Genomic DNA, 17,932 nt, shown 5'->3' on the forward strand with positions numbered 1-17,932 from the left:
CTTAGCTCAAAGAGAACGATTCTCTAAGGTGCTGAAGCACCAAGTGAATCGGTTCTGTACTATCTGTACTGTCTGCGGCTTCGTCGCCTTGTCCTGATTTAAATTTAATCCACTATATCAGGTTTAAATCTCAAAATCTTTCTTTCTCTGTATTTATCCAAGGAAAAGAGGAGTAGCGTCCCATATTCTCCATATTCGGTGTGGTTACTATTCCATGCTGCGCTAAACCATGTATACAGCATCTAGTAGTTAGTAGCCTGAAAACAAAAATGCGGGCAATAAGTTTCCGCATTTTCTTTGCCTACCCCCCGCTTCCCCGACTCATGTTTTTAAGGCGTTGCTCACGACTAACAAAAGGTAAGTCATTAATTTGAGGAATGCCAAAATGATCCACAAGAGGCAGCAATCCTACATGGTGCAGCTCTTGTTCGATAGCGGCAGTCACCTTACGCATTTCAGGATTCTCAAAGTCGTAGGGCTGCTCGGTGCTAATAATGATGCTGCCACAATTCGGAAGATAGATAACCTCGTTTGCGCTGGGTACTTCCTCAGGCAGGATTTCGGCGGGTAGAAAGGAAAACCATTCTAAAGCCATACGTTTTTTGTAAAGGGAAAATGGCCGGACTCTCGAAGGGTAAAAACGGTTTATTCCTTGAAACCGGCAATGCGGCAGATATTTATCCAAATAAAAGAATATCCATTTTTTTATCAAGGTTTTATCAATGTCGGATTCATTCATCAAAAAATAATGACCAAACGCAACAGAAGAAGAACCATCGGCACTTGGGGCTAAACCTAGTTTAAACAAACCGTGTTGTTTTTCTATCGGATAACGTTCCTCGCGATATTTATACCATTCCTTATAGGGCACATTCAGCCAGTTAAGGTCGAACATTTCGGGCTCATGCTGTACTTCTTCCGAAGTCAGTGCAAAATCCTTCATCAGCGCAAGATCAGCGAGAGGCAGAGGAAATTCGACATATTTGTCTTTATAGTTGTGATTGTAGTTTTTACTGGTCTTGATTACCGGATAGCTTTTGTCTTTAAAGTTGACCATGCCGTTTTTGATATTTCTACGTTCTGTCAGCAGGTCTACTGTAACCGTATCGTTGCGTGCAAATAGCTCTTGGAGGTATTCTGTTTGAAAGGTCAGCATATCCTTGAATACTCGATCGAGGGACTGCTGCACAGCAGAAAAATGCATAGTAAAATCGATTTTTTTCATTTAGTTTCCTATATTCATTTTTTTGACGCATCTGGGATTCGCTGCAATTTCTTGTCCGCCTATCGGATACTGCTAGAGTTCAATATTATTAAAAAAATTCTCCCGATTCATGGCGTCGAAGGTTTCCATATCTAAATGCGCCCATTTATATTCACTGACAAAATCCCGCAGCATTTGGCTTTTTGACACGGTTCTGCCCCAGGCGTCATAAATGGTTTTCCCCAGATATTCTTTAAGCGCGCCGGTTACCTCGTCTGGTGCTGAGGCGGAAATGATGATGTAGTCGTTGACTGCACTTTTTTTCAATCCTGCTGCAACGGCTTCGTCATACAACGATGAAAATTTTGAAAAATCGTTCAATAAAGATTTAATTTCCTCTTCTTTTTCAAACCTGTGTAAAGTTTTAAAAATCCACTGCTTTTCGGCTTCGTGATCTATATCGTCATCGTCTAAGTAGCTGCACGTTAAATCAAACATGGTATGTATCCTTTCTAAAAGTAATTGTTGTGTTTGGGCAGAGTCCGTGGGTCGTCTGAAACGCCGGAGCAGCAATATCGGAACATTAAAACTCTGAAGCCTGCAGCACACTGTCACCATCGTCCCGTTTAACCAAACGCCAGATACAATAGCCTTTCCCAATTTCCGTTGTGCCGTTTTGGAGGTACTTGTAATACTCTCCTCTATCAGGAAAAACTTCTCCTTCTTCAAAATGTCGTTCTATCGCATTCTCGAGATCGTCGGGTATCCACAACCCTGCATAAGGTGCTTCCAACGGTCTCTCACGGTAAACGGGCATCAGTTCCTGCTTCGTCCCTTTAGGATCAAAAATCCCGTTTTCAAAATTGGCATTATCCCAGCGATGCAGCCAGTAATAGCCCTGGGAAGCTGAGTAGCGGTTTTTACCGTTGCCGAAAGCAGTATGTAGTGAGTCGTTCAGCTTTTGCGTCAGTATCGGCCGCATCAGGTTGTTCACTATCAGGTAATTAACGGGCAACGGTTTGGTTTTATCTCCCAAATCGGGGAATTTTCCTGCTTTGAATACCATGGTGCCGTTATAAGTCTTCAGTGTAATATCACGATAATGGTTCAAAACGTTTTGGATTTCCGTGCTGTTCAGTTTATTCTGAAACGCCTTACCGACAAGTGTGTACCAGCTGATAGATTTTATACCTTCGTACCAAAGGAGGGTTATGGGTGAATCTGAATCAGGTGTTACTCCCCAATAACGTTTGGTCACAGCGTATTCATAAAATTGGTATTTATAGTAGGAGTCGGGAAGGGCGATGGTCAGTCCGGCATAGCCGTGGAAAATATCAAACTGTTTGCAAACATATTCCACCCAATCTTCGAATTCCTTCTGTTGGGCAGTAGTCGATAAAAAGGACAAAGGCAGGGTAATTTGAAGGCAAGACAATCCATTTTCATCTATTGGGTGGGAGGAGAGGGTTTTGAACTGATATTCCGGTGCTCTTTGGCCATATTCCGTATCAGAAGTCAGTACACATGAAAATCTGCGTCCTGATTCGGCATTTTTAATGGTACGGTCTATTTTGTTTTGAAATGCGGTCGGATTGAGCCGTGCAAAACGGCGCATGTCTGTCCAAAAATGCATTTTCAAATACCCATGGTACTTTGAGTAAAAGCGTTCGGCAGCTTCCAGCGTCTTGCGTTGTCCCGCTACCGAACCGCCGCCCGTGTAGTAGATCAATATGGTCAGCCCCAAACGGGCATTGATATTGTAGTCTTCGTCATACATCAGGATTTCATCGGCTTCCCGTTGCAGGGACTCGTATAGCTTGGTTGTCATATTGTCTCTTTTATATGGTTGCTGTTGTTTACTCGGTAGGCAGATTACCGTAATGGGCATCGAATTCGTGTACTTTTCCAGTTGAACATAAATCAAAAAGGCAGATAGGACAAATGAACGATGATGAATGGTGGAAATGCGTTATGGATGGTTGTTTGAGGGTGGTGGGGATAAATAGAATTGGGTCGTCTGAATAGAGGGTTTCAGACGACCCCTTTTGATAATGTTGTTTTTTATAGTGGATTAACTTTAAACCAGTACGGCGTTACCTCGCCTTGCCGTACTATCTGTACTGTCTGCGGCTTCGTCGCCTTGTCCTGATTTAAATTTAATCCACTATAATTTGATCTATGTTTTGAGTTTTGAGGATATCTTCCCTGTAAAGGTTAGTAAGGGGGATTGGGCAAGGCGTAGCCATTAGGTACATCAGCATCTCCTCGAGAATGCCAATTTGTAAAAAACGCTTCTGTCTCTTAAAACAGAAGCGTTTTCGCATTTCAGACGACCTGTAATCCGTTTGTCGGAATCGGGCAGCGGCTTGATTTGGGTTCTATTAGGATGTGGATCAGCCGGGTAGGTACTGCATCGGGTCGACGGCTTTGCCGTTCATGCGGACTTCGAAATGCAGTTTGACGCCGTCTGTGTCGCTATTGCCCATGGTGGCAATCGGCTGGCCTGCTGCGACTTTTTGGTCTTTTTGAACCAGAATGGTGTCGTTGTGTGCGTAGGCGGTGATGGAGAAGTCGCTGTGGCTGATGAGAATCAGTTTGCCGTAGCCGCGCACTTCTTCGCCGACGTAGAGGACGGTTCCGGCTGCTGCGGATTTGACGCTTTGTCCGAGTGTGCCGCCGATGTCGATGCCTTTGTTGGTCGCATTGTCGTAGCCGCGGATGATGGAATTTTTGCCGTTGTCGACCGGCCATTGCAGGGTCAGGCGGTTGACGGGAGCGACGGTTCTGGCGCTGCTGATGTCGGTACTGCCGGAACGGGGGCGGTTGGCGGCGTTTTTACGGACGCGCAAGACTTGTCCGACTTCGATTTGTGAGGCGTTGTTCAGATTGTTCCATGATGCCAAGGTGTTGACGTTTTGTCCGTAGCGTTTGGCGATTTGGCTGAGGGTGTCGCCCGGTTTGACGCGGTAGTAGCCGTCGGGTACGGGGCCGGTGGATGGGCCGCCGGCACACGCGGCAAGTGTGAATGCCAAGCCTAATGCGGACAAACGGAGAATTGCGGTTTTGAAAGATAGGGTACGGTTTGTTTTCATAGAGAACCAAAAGAATAAATCAATAGGATTATGGGCAGGCGTGAAGGTTCAACCTGTTTGGGGATTTTTTCGGGATGTTCGGCTGCCTGACGGGATATCTTTTTGATTCGTCGGACAGTTTGAAAAGCAATACGACGGATGCTGACGGTAGCCCGGGGTCGTCTGAAACGGTCGGGCTGCAACGGTTGTTTCGGTTTTCGGTATAATCCTGTATTTTACACTCGGCGCGATGCCTGTTGAACTTTATCCGTGAATACTTCTTCTCATAAATCTTCTTTGCCTTATCTGGCTGCTTGCGGCAGCTTGATTTTTTTGATTGTCCTTTCTTTATCTTGGGAGCTGTGGATTGCGCCTTTGCGCAGCGGCGGTTCGTGGCTGGCGCTGAAGGCTTTGCCTTTGTGCCTGCCGTTGTCGGGTATTTTGAAGGGTAAAGTTTATACTTACCAGTATAGTTCTATGTTGATTTTGATTTATTTTGCCGAGGCGGTGATGCGTTTGTTTAATGCGGGTGCTGCCGAGGTGGTGTGTGCCGCTTTATCGTTGACGGCGTGTTTGGTGTTTTTTGTTGCATGCCTGGCTTTTGTGAAGCAGCAGAGAAAGGCGGGAAAATAATGTTTATGCGTTTTTCAGACGACCTTAAGAGTGAATGGGACAGACGTTTGTTGCCGTTGTGGTGCTGTTTCTTGTGGATATGCGCCGCGCCGTTTTTGTCCTTCTACCGCGTGGGTCCGTTGTCGAGTTTTTATTTGGAAGCGGCTTCGCTTCTGGGCGCGCTGATGCTGGTGTTGGTGACGGCGTATAAGGGTTTGTTGAGCGTGCGCCTGCCGAAGGCGGCCGTCGGTTTGCTGGTTTTGGCGGCATTTTGGTGGCTGCAGGCGCGGATGATGGATTTGATTTACGTCGGCATGAACGATATGGTGATGTGGACGTTTATCATTCTGGCTTTGGCGGTATGGGCTTGCCGCGGCTGGGTGGCGGCTTACGGGCAGGAACGCATTGTGACGGTGTTCGCGTGGTCGCTGCTGTTTGGTACGTTGCTGCAGGCTGCGATTGCGTTTATACAGTTTAAGGGTTGGTACGATCTTGGTTTCCTGCGCAGCATGATTGTGTATAGCGGAAAAGAGGTCAGCGGTCAGCTTGGGCAGCGCAACCACCTCGGGCATTATTTGATGTGGGGTGTTTTGGCGGCGGCTTATTTGTGGTCAACCCGCAAAATGCCGGGCTGGCTGGGATTTGTGTTGGTCTTCCTGATGACGGCTGTCTTGGGCTTGGTCAACTCACGCACGATTCTGGGCTATGTGGCCGGCGTGGCGTTGATTTTGCCGCTGTGGCGTTGGCGTGCGGGACGGGATTCTGCGAGGCTGGTGCGGATATTTTTCCTGACGGTCGCGTTGGTGGCGGTATTTCAATTTGCGATGGGTTCGATTTTGGAGCTGCTGGGCAACGGTCAATATGAAACGGCGGTCGAACGCGCCGGAAACAGCGGTTTTGAAGGCTCGATGCGTCAGATTGAATGGCGTAAAGCCTGGACTGCCTTTTTGTCCGCACCTTGGTTCGGACACGGCTGGAACAGCTTTGCCCAACAGACTTTCTGGATTAATGCGGAGCAGCAGTATTTCCCGAATAATATCTTAGGCGTGTTGTTTACCCATTCGCACAATATTGTTTTACAACTGCTCTCCGAAGTCGGGCTGGTCGGTACGGTATTGGTTGCCCTGACGATGCTTGCGGGGCTGTGGCGGATGCTGGTGCGTCCTTACCATCCGGCTTCGCTGCTGCTGCTGTCTATGGTTGCCGTCAGTATGTGTCACAGTATGCTGGAGTACCCATTGTGGTATATCTATTTCCTGACGCCGTTTGTGTTGATGTTCGCACTCGCGCCGGCACGTTATGAAGACGTTTCAGACGACCTCGCTTGGATGCGCGGCCGCAATTGGGCGGGCGGGCTTGCTACGCTGCTGATTATCGGCGGGCTGCTGCATATGGGCTGGACGTATACCGATTTGGTCGATTACAGCCGGATTCCGAAAAATGAAAGTACGGAGATGGCGGGGCGGAAGATTAACGGTTTGCGCCATATTTCCGAAACCAGCCCGATGCTGGCTTATTATGCCGACCTCAGCCTGACCCGCCGCGCCGAGCCGACCGATATGCAGGTCAAACCTTGGGCGGAGAAGGCGGCGATCGATTCCTTGTCTTACCGCCCGTATTCCAACGCTTATCAGGTGGCGCTGTATCTCTACCGGCAAGGCAAGAAGGAAGAGGGTGCGAAATGGATGCAGGCGATGCAGTATTATTATCCGTACATGATGTCGTTTTACGCGGGCAAGCTGCGCAGCCATCCCGTGTTCCAACCGCTTTTGCCCAAGCTGCTGGCGGACTGCAAAGATTTCGTCAACGCGCCTAAGCACGAAAAAGCGAAGTCTTGCGATGTCGTGCAATAAGCAATAGGCTGATGTAAAAAGGTCGTCTGAAACCCGATTTCAAGGTTTCAGACGACCTTTTGCCGTTCACGATTCACACATATTCGCTTTTATCGTTTTCCTTCCAAGCCTGATGCGAGCAGAGCCACAGCAACACAATCCCACATACCGTCGAAGCCAGCATCATGCCCGCCATCACCAACACAGAACCATTGTGCAGCCGCGTTGCCAACAGCCCTACGCTTGCGCCGATGATGGATTGGAACGCGCCCAATACCCCATTTGCGCTGGCGCTTTCCTGCTTGAAATAAGCCATAAAGCAAGCCTGCGTGTTTGCGCCGACCAAGCCTTGCGTGCCTACCGAAAACATTACGCATGGCACCAAAGCCCACATCGGCGGCAGCACCATCGATACGACCAACAGCACCATCGTCAGGTTCGCCACAAACTGCACGATAATGCCCCATTTCAAAATACTTTGGGGGTGCGCCCCCGTTTTCAGCCGCCATGCCGTGATGCGGTTGAACGAAGCCATCGTAAGGACGTTCAGCGCAAAGGTCCAAGAATATTGGTGCGGCGTCACATGGTACAGCTTTTGGTAAACAAAAGACGATTCCGTCAAAAATGCAAACATCGACGCAAAGCTGAATGCCTGAAAAAACAGATAGCCCATCGCCGCCCGCGTCTTCAGCACTCTGGCGAACCTGCCCGCCACCAGTCCGAAAATGTCCATCCTGATTTTGCCCGTCTGCTTCGGACGCGGCAGGAAAGCAAACACCAAGATGAACAAAACAAACGAATACGCCGCCAAAAAACCGAAAATAAAACGCCAGCCGCCCAATTCCTGCAACAGAGAGCCGAACATAGGTGCAATCAGCGGCACGACCATCAGGATAATGCCGATTAAGGCAAACATCTGCGCCGCCTGTCTGCCCGAATAATAATCGCGCACCATCGCCCCGACGATGACCACCGTCATCCCCGCCCCGAACGCCTGTACGGCGCGTAGGTTCAACAGCCCGTCCACCGACTGTACCATCGTCAGCGCGACAACGGCTGAAAAATAAATGCTCAAACCGACCAAAGCCACCGGTCTGCGTCCCTTGATGTCCGAAACCGCGCCGCCGGCAATCTGCCCGAACGCCACGCCGAACATAAACAAAACCAAACTCTGCTCAATGCGGTGGATATCCGTGCTCAACGACTGCGCCATTTCCGGAATGGCGGGCAGGTAGGCATCGACCGAAAACGGCATCAGGGCAACCAACATAGCCATCAAAACCGCCATTTGCTTTTCGCCCAGCGGGGCGGGTGTGGATTGGGACATAAGGGACTTTCTGTGTGTTTGAGTTTCTGCGGCGGCTTGGTTTGGAAAAACTTGGCTATCGGATAACAAGGGTAGGGTTAAGCCGCACAATACTGCCTTCGGAACGGGATCTACTATAAAAGGTCGTCTGAAACCCGCGATACAGGCTTTCAGACGACCTTTCTTATTGCTTAAGAACGTTGAAACAGATTATTTGGCTGCTTCAGGTTGGCTGGCTGCTTGGCTGGCGGCTGCCGCTTTATCGCCTTCTTTGGCGAAGTATTTGGCGTGGATTTTGTCGTATTCGCCGCTGTCGCGTACTTTTTTCAGCGCTTCGTTCAGCATTTTGACGGTCGCTTCGTCGCCTTTGCGTACGGCGATGCCGTAGTTTTCAATCGTGAAATCAGGCAGGGTGATGAAGTCCATGCTTTTGGTCGGGTTGTTTTTCACATAGTTGGCGATGACCGCGCTGTCGCTGACTACGGCATCCACGCCGCCGTTTTCCAGCTCTTTGATGACCAAAGGAACGCTCTCGAAGCGGGCGATTTTAGGATTGTCGTTGCCCAAGAGTTTGGAAACGGAGAAGTCGCCGGTTTGTCCGGTAACGACGCCGACTTTCGCCATGTTTTTGAGGTCGTCTGAAGAGGCGACTTTTTTACCTTTGGGAACGAGGACGACTTGGGTGATTTCAAAATAAGGGTCGGTGAAATCCATGGATTGTTTGCGCTCGTCGGTAATGGTGACGCCGGAGATGACGATATCCGTATCGCCGTTTTTGAGCGCAGGGAAGAGGCTGTCCCAAGGCTGGTGTTTGAATTCGACTTTGAATCCGCCGGCTTTAGCCATCGCGTTCATCAAATCGACGTCGAAACCTTCAACGTTGCCGGCGGAATCCAATGATTCGAAAGGGGCGAATTCGGCGTTGGCGGCGACGCGGTACACTTTGTCGGCTTTAGGGGCTGACGAGGAAGCGTCTTTGCTTTGGCCGCCGCAGGCGGAGAGTGCCAGCGCGGAGCAGGCGAGGGCGGCTGCAATCCATTTTTTCATGTTCATGGGGAGGTTCCTTCTTTACGGATATTAATAAATAAACGGATAGTTTAACACGGTTTGGGGAAGTCGCTACGCGTCAGTGGTCTTTTTCGCGGAAAAAAGCGTAGGTTACGTCATGGAAGAGGTCGGTATGCGGGCTGTCTTCGTAGTTCAATTCGGCGAGCGCGTCTTCAAAGGCAAGCTGGATGGACTCGACGGCTTCGTTTGCCATGTCGGACGGCAGCGAACGGATCAGGCCTTTGAGGGCGGTGGCGAGGACGTGGTTCTGCATACGCAAAACGTCGTTGGCTTCTTCCAAATATTCGAGGCGTTGTTCGATGCTGCTCATGATGTGTTCCTGGGAATCTGTTAAAATACCGCATTATAGCAAATCACGGCATTCGCTATGCGCGTGAAATGAAATGACACAACGGAAGAACGAAAGCTAAAAATGGATACGAATCGTCCCGATACGCCACAACAAACGGATGAAAGCCTGGATTGGGAAAGCCGCTTGGAAAAGCTGCGGCAAACCCGCCAATTGAACGCACCTTACACACACGCGCCTTTGGTGCGCGAATCTCAAGAACCTGCCTTCGAGCAGAAGCCCAAAGCCAAGTCGGTCAAGCTCGACGATGCCAACCGCGATGCCGTGTTGACGGAATATCTGCGCAAATGGCAGGAGGAACACAACGCCATGCTGGAGGAAGAAGCCGCTGAAACGGCGGAGACCGATGCGATGGTGATTTTGCAGGAAAACTGGCTGAACGCGCAGTCTTCGCTGCAAATGAGCGCGTCCGACAGGCAAATCGAGTCCACGCGCACGGTTTGGCTGAACCCGAAACGTAAAACAGTCGAATTTGACGCGCCGGCAAAAGCAGAGGCAACGTCGTCTGAAAACGAAAATCCGCAGGCGCAAGAGCAGGTTTCAGACGACCCCAAAGAAGAAACGCCGCCAATTACCGTCCATATCAACGTATTAAACCCGCAGGTCATCAACCGCAGGGAAGTGTTCTGCATTTCCGAGCAAGACCTGAGCGAGCGTTTAATCAAACGCCTGCGCCCGCACGTTGCCGATGCCGTCAACGGCATGATACGCACCGCCGTGCAGAAACAAATGGCGTTGTTTACCTACCAGCTCCAACAAACCCTCAGCGAACAGGCGCCCGATTTGGTGGAACAGCTTTTGGATTACAACGTGAAAAAAATCCTGAACGACATCAAATACGAAATGAAATACAGTCAGGGAAACAAAAAAGCGTGATCACGCCGCCGCTTCAGGTATCGGACTGAAAATGCTGATTTTTCCGCCGGTTTTGTATATAATGGCGGCTCACGTTATCGTGATTTAACTCCTTTCAAATAATTTATGCCCGATGAACCGTCGGGCATTTTTTTGGGCGTGGATTTTATGAACAAAAACAAATGGATTTGGATACTGATTGTTGCCGCCGTGGTAGTCGGTTATCAAAAAATGCAGCAGGGGCGGCAAGGTCGGGCAGCGGATGCCGTACCAACCCAAACGCAGCCCCAAATCCAAGCGGGAAAACGCCAATCCGAGCAGTCTGAATCCAAAAAGTCGCAACCCAAGCAGCCGAAGTCCGAACACCAAGCAGGGCAGGGCAGCGCGGAACAAATATTACAGCAAGCCTTTGAAAACCAACAAAGTGATATTCAAGTGAAAGGCGAAGGTGCCGTTCTCAAAACGCTGCCCGACGACAACCAAGGCACACGCCATCAGCGTTTTATCTTGAAGCTGTCGAGCGGGCAAACGCTTTTAGTGGCGCACAACATCGACCTCGCCGACAAAATCAAAGGCTTGAAAAAAGGCGATAAAGTCGGCTTCTACGGCGAATACGAATGGTCGGAACAGGGCGGCGTCCTCCATTGGACGCACCACGACCCCGCAGGCCGCCATGCCGACGGCTGGCTGGAACACGACGGGCGGGTTTATCAATAAAAGCTTGGAACGATTGCAAAAGGTCGTCTGAAAAACGTTTTCAGACGACCTTTTGCCATTCGCCGCCAAACTTGAAAGACGGCGCAAATAAGCGCAAAATGTTAACAAGTTAACCTATGGCTTCTCTTATTTATAGTGGATTAACTTTAAATCAGGACAAGGCGAGGTAACGCCGTACTGGTTTAAAGTTAATCCACTATAAGACATCAAACAAACCTGCTGAACAAGATTGGAAAACAAATGAGTAAAAAACTCCACCCGCAGACGCTCGCCATACGCGGCGGCAAAGAGCAAACCGAATACCGCGAACACAATCAGGCATTGTTCCTCACCAGCAGCTTCATGTGGGACAACGCCCAACACGCCGCCGATTTGTTTTCTAAAAAAATCAAAGGGTTCACTTATACCCGTACTGCCAACCCGACCATCGCCGCTTTTGAAAAACGCATCGCCGCTTTGGAAGGCGCAGAACGCGCGGTCGCCACTTCGACCGGTATGTCCGCGATTCAGGCGGCGTTTTTCACCTTCCTGCAGGCGGGCGATCATGTGATTTCCAGCCGCAGCCTGTTCGGCACGACTGTCGGCTTTATCAACAACATCGTCACCAAATTCGGCATCGAAGTGAGCCATGTGTCGCCGACCGATGTGGACGAATGGAAAGCCGCCGTCAAAGCCAACACCAAACTGCTGTTTTTGGAAACCCCGTCCAACCCCTTGGGCGAAGTGGCCGACTTGGAAGCCTTGGCAGAATTGGCGCACAGCATCGGCGCGCTTTTGGTGGTGGACAACAGTCTGCTGTCGCCCGTCGGCTCGCAGCCTTTGAAACACGGCGCCGATATTTCCGTTTCCTCCGCAACCAAAGCCATCGACGGACACGGGCGCGTGATGGGCGGCGTGTTGGCGGGTTCGGAAGAATTGATGACGCAGGTCGCCGTTTACTGCAACTCTTGCGGGCTGGCAATGTCGCCGTTTAACGCATGGCAGTTGTTGAGCGGCGTGGAAACCCTGTCGCTGCGTATGGAAAAACAGTTCGACAACGCCCTGAAAATCGCCCAATGGCTGCAAGCGCAGCCGCAGGTTCAAGCCGTTTACTACACCGGATTGCCCGACCATCCGCAGGCGGAGCTTATCCGCAAACAGCAAAACGGCGGCGGCATCGTCATCGGCTTTGAAGTCGCCGACACTGACGCCGCGTGGAAAATCGTGGACGGCGTCGAACTCTTCTCCCGTACCGCCAACCTCGGCGACGTGCGCTCGACCATTACCCACCCGTGGACAACCACGCACGGCAGGATGCAGCCCGAAGAAAAACTCGCCGCCAATATCCGCCCCGGACTGGTGCGCCTGTCCGTCGGTTTGGAATACGTCGATGATTTGATTGACGATTTGAAACAGGCGTTGGCGCGTTAAGGCAAACACTTAACGGACGGCATTTGCTGAACCATTACATTTCAGACGACCTCTTGGCGTTTCAAAGGTCGTCTGAAAACATTAAAATACACACAACATCAAATAAGGAAATCAATTATGAGTGAAGCAGAATTTTCCGATTGGGCGATGAAAATCTGCCTGACCGGACTGGTTATTTTCTTGGGCTTTATCGTCTGGAACTTGGGCAAGGAATCCAAGGCGGGCAAATTCGGCATCGCGATTTTGTTCCTGGTATTGGGCTTGGGCGTGTTCGGCTTTATTTTCAAAGAAGTGCTGATTAAATTCATCACCCTGCCTTGAGGCGGCAAACTAAGAAGAATAAGGGAAAGGTCGTCTGAAAACGGATTTAAAGATCGGAGGTAGGCATGTTTTCGCTATTTGGTCTGTTATGGTGTGCAGTTGATATCGTTGCCGTCAATCGAGGATTCGGATTAAACACAAAACAAAGCATTATCGCCGGTATGAGCCTGTTTGCAGTTCAAATGATCGGGGCATTGTGCGTGGGTGTGGCGGTTGCTCTGATTGCCGAACCGATTGTCCGCCATTTTTTCGGGAACAGTGAGGCTACCATTGGCATCAGTCTTTTGACGGGTTATGCGTCCGTACCAGTTTCTACTTATCTGGTGGGGTTGTGGTGGCTGAAACAATATCAGCTTCCGAGGATGGAAAAGCCTGATCGTTTGTTTGTCAAAACGGTTGCGGCCGCTCTGCCTTTGGTGCAGGTTATTTTGTTTGTTGTTTCGCTGTCTAACGGTTGATAAACGCTATACAGGGAGTGAAAAAGGTCGTCTGAAAACCTTAAATCTGGGTTTTCAGACGACCTTTTGTTTTGATGGGGCTGTCTTTATTTGTTGGTGTTCAAATAAAGATTGATCAGGCGGGTAGTGGAGCTGTCGTGTTTTTGTACGCCGGTTTCGCCGGTCAGCTCGGCGAGGATGGTTTTGGCGAGCTGTTTGCCGAGTTCGACGCCCCATTGGTCGAAGCTGTTGATGCCCCAAATGATGCCTTGGACGAAGGTTTTGTGTTCGTACATGGCGATCAGGCTGCCCATGTTGCGGGGGTTGATTTTGTCCATGAGGATGAGGTTGGTCGGGCGGTTGCCTGAGAAGGTTTTGTGCGGAACCAGCTCTTCAATGCGCTCTGCTTCCATGCCTTGGGCTTTGAGTTCGGCGCGGACTTCGTCGGGGGTTTTGCCGCGCATGAAGGCTTCGGCTTGGGCGAAGACGTTGGCGAGCAGGATTTCGTGGTGACCGCGCAGGTTGCTGCGTTTCTCAAGCGAGGCGATGAGGTCGATCGGGGTGATGTGGGTGCCTTGGTGCAGCAGTTGGAAGAAGGCGTGCTGACCGTTGATGCCGGTTTCGCCCCAAATAATCGGGGAGGTTTCGTAGCCGACTGCTTTGCCGTCGAGGGTAACTTGTTTGCCGTTGCTCTCCATGTCGAGCTGCTGGATGAATTTGGGCAGGCGGTGGAGGTGTTGGTCGTAGGGGGCGATGACGTGGCTGCCACCGCCGTAGTAGTTGATGTACCAGATGCCGATGAGGGCGAGGATGACGGGCATGTTGCGCTCAAGCGGGGTGTTGATGAAGTGTTGGTCCATCAGGTGCGCGCCGTTGAGCATTTCGATGAAGTTTTCTTCGCCCAAATAGAGCATGATGGGCAGGCCGATGGCTGACCATAGGCTGTATCGTCCGCCGACCCAGTCCCAAAATTCGAACATGTTGGCGGTGTCGATGCCGAACTCGGCAACGGCTTTTTGGTTGGTGGAGACGGCGACGAAGTGTTTGGCGACGGCGGCTTCGTCGCCTGCATGGTCAAGGAACCATTTGCGCGCGGTCAGGGCGTTGGTGAGGGTTTCTTGGGTGGTGAAGGTTTTAGAGGCGATGATGAAGAGGGTAGTCTCGGGGTGGACTTTGGACAATACGTCGCGCAGTTGGGAGCCGTCCACGTTGGAGACGAAGTGCATGTTGAGGCGGGGGTGTCCGAAGGGTTTGAGCGCGGTACACATCATCAGCGGGCCGAGGTCGGAGCCGCCGATGCCGATGTTGACGATGTCGGTGATGACTTGGTTGGTATAGCCCAGCCAGCTGCCGCTGCGGACTTCGTGTGCGAATTCGCCCATGCGTTGGAGGACGTGGTTGACTTTGGGCATGACGTCTTCGCCGTCAACGACGATGGGGGAGTTGGTGCGGTTGCGCAGGGCGACGTGGAGGACGGCGCGGTTTTCGGTGGTGTTGATTTTTTCGCCGCGGAACATCTGCTGCATGCGTTCGGGTACGCCGGCTTCACGGGCAAGCTCGAACAACAGTGCCATGGTTTCGTCGTTGATGCGGTTTTTGGAGTAATCCAGCGTCAGTCCGCCGACTTGCAGCCAGTAGCGTTCGGCACGCTGCGGGTCTTGATCGAACATTTCGCGCATGTGTTGTTCTTTGGTTTCGTCAAAATGTATCCATAATTTTGACCAAGCCGGTAAGTCGTGAAGGTGTTTCATCGGATGCTCCTGAGGTTGGACGGTTTTGTGGGAAAACGGCCGCGAGGTCGTCTGAAACGGGAACGGGTGGGTTTCCGTTTTTAGGGTTGGGTGTGAATGCGGGGTGTCTGCCGTTATTTGGATTGGGTGTCAACATTGAGGGAAAACGGCGGCACTGATTTTTTGGCCGGTATTTTCAGACGACCTTGGGATATGTCGGGTCGTCTGAAAATGTATAGTGGCTTAACTTTAAACCAGTACGGCGTTGCCTCGCCTTGTCGTACTATCTGTACTGTCTGCGGCTTCGTCGCCTTGTCCTGATTTAAATTTAATCCACTATATTGTTTAGTCTTTGTCGTAATCGATGTGTTTGTTGTGTATGCTTTTTTTGCTTTTTTGCAGTTGCAGGCTGGCGGCATCGCCCAGGCGCAGGGCGAGTCCGATGGCGAGGATGTCGATGACGGCGAGTTGCAGCAGGCGGGACACCATGGGGGTGTAGAGTTCGGCGTTTTCCTGTGTGGCGATGCTCAATACGCAGTCGGCAAGCTGTGCCAGCGGGGAGTCGTTGCGGGTCAGGGCGATGACGGATGCGCCGTTTTCTTTGGCGATGCTGACGGCGTCTAAAAGCTCGATGGACGAGCCGGTGTTGGAAATGGCGACGACGACGTCTTGGTCGGACAGGACGGAGGCTGCCATCAGTTGGGTGTGGGTATCGACGTAGGCGACGGTGGAAATGCCGAAGCGGAAGAATTTGTGTTGCGCGTCTTGGGCGACGATGCCGGAGTTGCCGACGCCGTAGAACTCGACACGGCGCGCGTGCATCAGGGTGGCAATGGCGTTTTCCAGTTCAGACTCTTTCAGGAAGCGGCGTTCGCCCAAAATGGAGGCGGCGGCGTTGCCCAATACTTTTTCGACAACGATGCTCATGTCGTCGTCGGCGTTGAGCTCTTCATGGACGTAGGGCATACCTTCGTGGCCTATGCTGGCGGACAGGGCGAGTTTGAACTCGGGCAGTCCTTTGTAGCCCAGGCTGCGGCAAAAACGGATGACGGTCGGCTGGCTGACGGATGCGCGCTCGGCGATTTCGGCGACGGCGGCATGGACAAACCATTTGGGTTCCGCCAAGGCGCATTCGGCGACTTTGCGTTCCGCGCCCGACAGGTTTGACAGTGATTCGCTGATTTTGCTTAACATAAATATGCCCTTCGGTGTGTGCCGCCCCTTGTCGGGGCGGCTTGTGTGATTAAACGTTTTTCAAGTGGTTGTCGAGTGCCGCCGCTGCGCCGGTGATGCCCGGGAATTCGCTTAAGACGACATAGACGGGAATCGCGGCGAGATAGGCTTCGAAACGGCCTTTGTTTTCAAAGCGGCTGCGGAAAGGTGAGGTTTTAAAATATTCCAAAACGCGGGGGATGATGCCGCCGCACAAATACACGCCGCCGCGCGCGCCCAGCGTCAGGGCGAGGTTGGAGGCGACCGTGCCGAGCATGGCGCAGAAGATGTCCAAAGTCTGACGGCAGAGCGGGGATGTGCCGCTTAAGGCTTTTTCGGTGATTTCGGACGGTTTGAGGCGGTAGTTTTTCAGTTTGTCGCGTTTGGCGAGTGCTTCGTAAATCAGGCTCAAACCTGCGCCGCTGAGGAAGCGTTCGGCGGAGACATGACCGTATTTGTTTTTCGCATACTGCCAAATCAAAACTTCCATGTCGTCAAACGGCGGGAAACTGGAATGGCCGCCTTCGCCGGCAAGCGCGACCCAGCCTGCGGGGCTGTGCACCAGTCCGCTCACGCCCAAACCGGTTCCCGGCCCGATGACGGCTTTGGGGGCGAATTCGATGGGTTTATGCCCGCCTACCTGCATCAGGTCTTTGCTTGAAGTCTGCGTTACCGCCAATGCCTGCGCAGTAAAGTCGTTCAAGAGGATGAGGGTGTCCAGCTCCAATGCCTGACGGGTGGTTTCGATGGAAAACGCCCAATGGTGGTTGGTCATTTGCACCCAGTCGCCCAAAATCGGGTTGGCGATGGCGAAGGCGGCGTGCCGGACTTCGGCTCCGTCTGCCTGTTCCAAATAGGCTTTGGTGGCATCGACGATGGTGTCGTAGTCTTTGCACGGCAAGACTTGGGCTTTTTCAATCTGCTGCGGGGCGGTTTCGAGCGCGAAGCGGGCGTTGGTGCCGCCGATGTCGGCGACCAGGCGCGGATAGTTTTTGCCGACGGGTTGTTGAATATCAGTTTGAGTAGAAGACATGGCAGTTCACTCCTTGATGGTTCAATACCAGGCTGGTCGGATATTCCAAATCGGCGCGCGCGGCGGCTTTGTCGAACACGGCTTTTTTCTCCGCGCCCTGAATCGCCAAAAAGACGTTTTCCGTTTTGGCGATGGCGCCCAAGGTCATGCTGACGCGCTCGTGCGGCGCGGTAACGGGCGTGGTGTGGATGAGGGTCGGGTCGTCTGATTCGTTGATGGCTGCCTTCAGTTGCGGCGCTTGCGGAAAAAGGGAGGCGGTATGTCCGTCGCCGCCCATGCCCAAAATCAGTACGTCAGGTTGTTTGTAATGTTTCAGCGCGTAGGCAACGACGCTGTCGGGTTGTAATTCAGTTTCAGTTTTACCCGCTTCGACAACGGGAATCCAGGTCGCTGCGGCGGCTTTGTTTTGCAGCAGGTATTCGTGCGCCAAGGCGGTATTGCTGTCGGCGTGGGTCGTCGGCACGATCCGCTCGTCAACCAAAGTGATACCGACTTTTTGCCAGTCCAAATCTTTTTGCGACAGGGCTTGGAAGAAGGGAATCGGCGAGCGGCCGCCGGAAACTGCCAACACTGCGCTGCCTTTGTTATCCAGCGCGTTTTGCAGCGCGGCGGCGACTGCGTCTGCTAAAGCCTCTGAAGCGGCTGCTGCGTTTTCGTATTCATGCCAAACGAACATAAAAGTGTCCTTTCTCTGTTTTCAGACGACCTTTTGTTAAGAAGGGGGCAGGAGGTCGTCTGAAAGGCAGTGTTTGTGAGCGGGAAAGTAAGTGAGAGC

General features: G+C 51.8%; 19 protein-coding genes and 1 pseudogene. 8 read left to right on the top strand and 12 right to left on the bottom strand.

The genetic code is table 11. The features are described 5' to 3' along the window. Nucleotides 1-301 precede the first annotated feature (301 nt). The 5 genes and pseudogenes from H3L95_RS13270 to H3L95_RS13290 form a co-directional block, all read right to left on the bottom strand. The gene (locus tag H3L95_RS13270; RefSeq protein WP_003757918.1) at nt 302-1,225 is read right to left on the bottom strand and encodes an Imm52 family immunity protein; all 924 of its coding nucleotides are present in this window, start codon (nt 1,223-1,225) and stop codon (nt 302-304) included. A gap of 72 nt (nt 1,226-1,297) precedes the next feature. Further along, a complete protein-coding gene (locus tag H3L95_RS13275; protein ID WP_003757921.1) occupies nt 1,298-1,702 on the bottom strand; it encodes a hypothetical protein in 405 nt (134 codons plus the stop codon). A gap of 85 nt (nt 1,703-1,787) precedes the next feature. Beyond that, nucleotides 1,788-3,032, bottom strand: a complete 1,245-nt coding sequence (locus H3L95_RS13280; protein WP_241429720.1) for a type VI immunity family protein — start codon at nt 3,030-3,032, stop codon at nt 1,788-1,790. A 236-nt stretch (nt 3,033-3,268) separates the two neighbouring features. Further along, nucleotides 3,269-3,382, bottom strand: a pseudogene (locus tag H3L95_RS13285) (IS5/IS1182 family transposase); the annotation flags it as partial. Nucleotides 3,383-3,597: 215 nt separating this feature from the next. Next, complete coding sequence (locus H3L95_RS13290; protein WP_003757929.1) at nt 3,598-4,296, bottom strand: murein hydrolase activator EnvC family protein; 699 nt, start codon at nt 4,294-4,296, stop codon at nt 3,598-3,600. Between the two features lie 249 nt (nt 4,297-4,545). Here H3L95_RS13290 and H3L95_RS13295 point away from each other — a divergent pair, with 249 nt between their 5' ends. Beyond that, on the top strand, nt 4,546-4,908 hold the full coding sequence (locus tag H3L95_RS13295) for a DUF2069 domain-containing protein (protein ID WP_003768527.1): 363 nt from the start codon (nt 4,546-4,548) through the stop codon (nt 4,906-4,908). After that, nucleotides 4,908-6,740 (top strand): PglL family O-oligosaccharyltransferase, encoded by a 1,833-nt coding sequence (locus H3L95_RS13300; protein WP_003757935.1) that lies wholly within the window; start codon nt 4,908-4,910, stop codon nt 6,738-6,740. The genes H3L95_RS13295 and H3L95_RS13300 overlap by 1 nt, the downstream gene beginning before the upstream one ends. Before the next feature lie 73 nt (nt 6,741-6,813). On the opposite strand, the gene H3L95_RS13305 is transcribed toward H3L95_RS13300, so the two are convergent. The 3 genes from H3L95_RS13305 to H3L95_RS13315 all read right to left on the bottom strand — a co-directional run bounded on the left by H3L95_RS13305 (nt 6,814) and on the right by H3L95_RS13315 (nt 9,403). Next, nucleotides 6,814-8,046 (bottom strand): multidrug effflux MFS transporter, encoded by a 1,233-nt coding sequence (locus H3L95_RS13305; RefSeq protein WP_003757937.1) that lies wholly within the window; start codon nt 8,044-8,046, stop codon nt 6,814-6,816. Nucleotides 8,047-8,235: 189 nt separating this feature from the next. Beyond that, nucleotides 8,236-9,078, bottom strand: coding sequence for a basic amino acid ABC transporter substrate-binding protein (locus H3L95_RS13310; RefSeq protein ID WP_003757939.1), 843 nt, complete (start codon nt 9,076-9,078; stop codon nt 8,236-8,238). 73 nt (nt 9,079-9,151) lie between these two features. Further along, nucleotides 9,152-9,403 (bottom strand): NGO1151 family protein, encoded by a 252-nt coding sequence (locus H3L95_RS13315; protein WP_003768589.1) that lies wholly within the window; start codon nt 9,401-9,403, stop codon nt 9,152-9,154. Between the two features lie 102 nt (nt 9,404-9,505). On the opposite strand from H3L95_RS13315, the gene H3L95_RS13320 reads away from it, so the two are divergent. From H3L95_RS13320 to H3L95_RS13340, 5 genes are all read left to right on the top strand, one after another. Continuing rightward, on the top strand, nt 9,506-10,318 hold the full coding sequence (locus H3L95_RS13320; RefSeq protein WP_003757944.1) for a hypothetical protein: 813 nt from the start codon (nt 9,506-9,508) through the stop codon (nt 10,316-10,318). Between the two features lie 105 nt (nt 10,319-10,423). After that, nucleotides 10,424-11,014 carry a DUF3465 domain-containing protein gene (locus H3L95_RS13325; RefSeq protein WP_003757947.1) on the top strand — a complete coding sequence of 197 codons (591 nt, stop codon included), beginning with the start codon at nt 10,424-10,426 and terminating at the stop codon, nt 11,012-11,014. A 240-nt stretch (nt 11,015-11,254) separates the two neighbouring features. Continuing rightward, nucleotides 11,255-12,424, top strand: coding sequence for an O-succinylhomoserine sulfhydrylase (gene metZ, locus H3L95_RS13330; RefSeq protein ID WP_003757948.1), 1,170 nt, complete (start codon nt 11,255-11,257; stop codon nt 12,422-12,424). Between the two features lie 117 nt (nt 12,425-12,541). Further along, complete coding sequence (locus H3L95_RS13335; protein ID WP_003757951.1) at nt 12,542-12,745, top strand: DUF2788 domain-containing protein; 204 nt, start codon at nt 12,542-12,544, stop codon at nt 12,743-12,745. 65 nt (nt 12,746-12,810) lie between these two features. Next, a complete protein-coding gene (locus tag H3L95_RS13340; protein WP_003757953.1) occupies nt 12,811-13,203 on the top strand; it encodes a hypothetical protein in 393 nt (130 codons plus the stop codon). An 86-nt stretch (nt 13,204-13,289) separates the two neighbouring features. Here H3L95_RS13340 and pgi read toward each other — a convergent pair whose 3' ends face one another. Beyond that, on the bottom strand, nt 13,290-14,933 hold the full coding sequence (pgi, locus tag H3L95_RS13345) for a glucose-6-phosphate isomerase (RefSeq protein ID WP_040668438.1): 1,644 nt from the start codon (nt 14,931-14,933) through the stop codon (nt 13,290-13,292). Nucleotides 14,934-15,029: 96 nt separating this feature from the next. On the opposite strand from pgi, the gene H3L95_RS14295 reads away from it, so the two are divergent. Next, nucleotides 15,030-15,233, top strand: a complete 204-nt coding sequence (locus H3L95_RS14295; protein ID WP_164907884.1) for a hypothetical protein — start codon at nt 15,030-15,032, stop codon at nt 15,231-15,233. Between the two features lie 24 nt (nt 15,234-15,257). On the opposite strand, the gene hexR is transcribed toward H3L95_RS14295, so the two are convergent. Genes hexR through pgl form a run of 3 tightly spaced genes read right to left on the bottom strand, consistent with a single transcriptional unit; the run spans nt 15,258 to nt 17,833 of the window. After that, nucleotides 15,258-16,106 (bottom strand): DNA-binding transcriptional regulator HexR, encoded by an 849-nt coding sequence (gene hexR, locus H3L95_RS13355; RefSeq protein ID WP_003776986.1) that lies wholly within the window; start codon nt 16,104-16,106, stop codon nt 15,258-15,260. 49 nt (nt 16,107-16,155) lie between these two features. Then, nucleotides 16,156-17,157, bottom strand: coding sequence for a glucokinase (locus tag H3L95_RS13360; RefSeq protein WP_003757967.1), 1,002 nt, complete (start codon nt 17,155-17,157; stop codon nt 16,156-16,158). Beyond that, nucleotides 17,138-17,833, bottom strand: coding sequence for a 6-phosphogluconolactonase (gene pgl, locus H3L95_RS13365; protein WP_003757969.1), 696 nt, complete (start codon nt 17,831-17,833; stop codon nt 17,138-17,140). The genes H3L95_RS13360 and pgl overlap by 20 nt, the downstream gene beginning before the upstream one ends. Nucleotides 17,834-17,932: the final 99 nt, after the last annotated feature.

The sequence above is a fragment of the Neisseria sicca genome, assembly GCF_014054945.1.
Classification (GTDB): Bacteria; Pseudomonadota; Gammaproteobacteria; order Burkholderiales; family Neisseriaceae; genus Neisseria; species Neisseria sicca.

What these genes read in the sequence shown, in the direction of transcription:
- H3L95_RS13270 (WP_003757918.1), bottom strand. Translation starts at nt 1,225, where the DNA reads ATGAAAAAAATCGATTTTACTATGCATTTTTCTGCTGTGCAGCAGTCC.
- H3L95_RS13275 (WP_003757921.1), bottom strand. Translation starts at nt 1,702, where the DNA reads ATGTTTGATTTAACGTGCAGCTACTTAGACGATGACGATATAGATCAC.
- H3L95_RS13280 (WP_241429720.1), bottom strand. Translation starts at nt 3,032, where the DNA reads ATGACAACCAAGCTATACGAGTCCCTGCAACGGGAAGCCGATGAAATC.
- H3L95_RS13290 (WP_003757929.1), bottom strand. Translation starts at nt 4,296, where the DNA reads ATGAAAACAAACCGTACCCTATCTTTCAAAACCGCAATTCTCCGTTTG.
- H3L95_RS13300 (WP_003757935.1), top strand. Translation starts at nt 4,908, where the DNA reads ATGTTTATGCGTTTTTCAGACGACCTTAAGAGTGAATGGGACAGACGT.
- H3L95_RS13305 (WP_003757937.1), bottom strand. Translation starts at nt 8,046, where the DNA reads ATGTCCCAATCCACACCCGCCCCGCTGGGCGAAAAGCAAATGGCGGTT.
- H3L95_RS13310 (WP_003757939.1), bottom strand. Translation starts at nt 9,078, where the DNA reads ATGAACATGAAAAAATGGATTGCAGCCGCCCTCGCCTGCTCCGCGCTG.
- H3L95_RS13315 (WP_003768589.1), bottom strand. Translation starts at nt 9,403, where the DNA reads ATGAGCAGCATCGAACAACGCCTCGAATATTTGGAAGAAGCCAACGAC.
- H3L95_RS13320 (WP_003757944.1), top strand. Translation starts at nt 9,506, where the DNA reads ATGGATACGAATCGTCCCGATACGCCACAACAAACGGATGAAAGCCTG.
- H3L95_RS13325 (WP_003757947.1), top strand. Translation starts at nt 10,424, where the DNA reads ATGCCCGATGAACCGTCGGGCATTTTTTTGGGCGTGGATTTTATGAAC.
- metZ (WP_003757948.1), top strand. Translation starts at nt 11,255, where the DNA reads ATGAGTAAAAAACTCCACCCGCAGACGCTCGCCATACGCGGCGGCAAA.
- H3L95_RS13335 (WP_003757951.1), top strand. Translation starts at nt 12,542, where the DNA reads ATGAGTGAAGCAGAATTTTCCGATTGGGCGATGAAAATCTGCCTGACC.
- H3L95_RS13340 (WP_003757953.1), top strand. Translation starts at nt 12,811, where the DNA reads ATGTTTTCGCTATTTGGTCTGTTATGGTGTGCAGTTGATATCGTTGCC.
- pgi (WP_040668438.1), bottom strand. Translation starts at nt 14,933, where the DNA reads ATGAAACACCTTCACGACTTACCGGCTTGGTCAAAATTATGGATACAT.
- H3L95_RS14295 (WP_164907884.1), top strand. Translation starts at nt 15,030, where the DNA reads ATGCGGGGTGTCTGCCGTTATTTGGATTGGGTGTCAACATTGAGGGAA.
- hexR (WP_003776986.1), bottom strand. Translation starts at nt 16,106, where the DNA reads ATGTTAAGCAAAATCAGCGAATCACTGTCAAACCTGTCGGGCGCGGAA.
- H3L95_RS13360 (WP_003757967.1), bottom strand. Translation starts at nt 17,157, where the DNA reads ATGTCTTCTACTCAAACTGATATTCAACAACCCGTCGGCAAAAACTAT.
- pgl (WP_003757969.1), bottom strand. Translation starts at nt 17,833, where the DNA reads ATGTTCGTTTGGCATGAATACGAAAACGCAGCAGCCGCTTCAGAGGCT.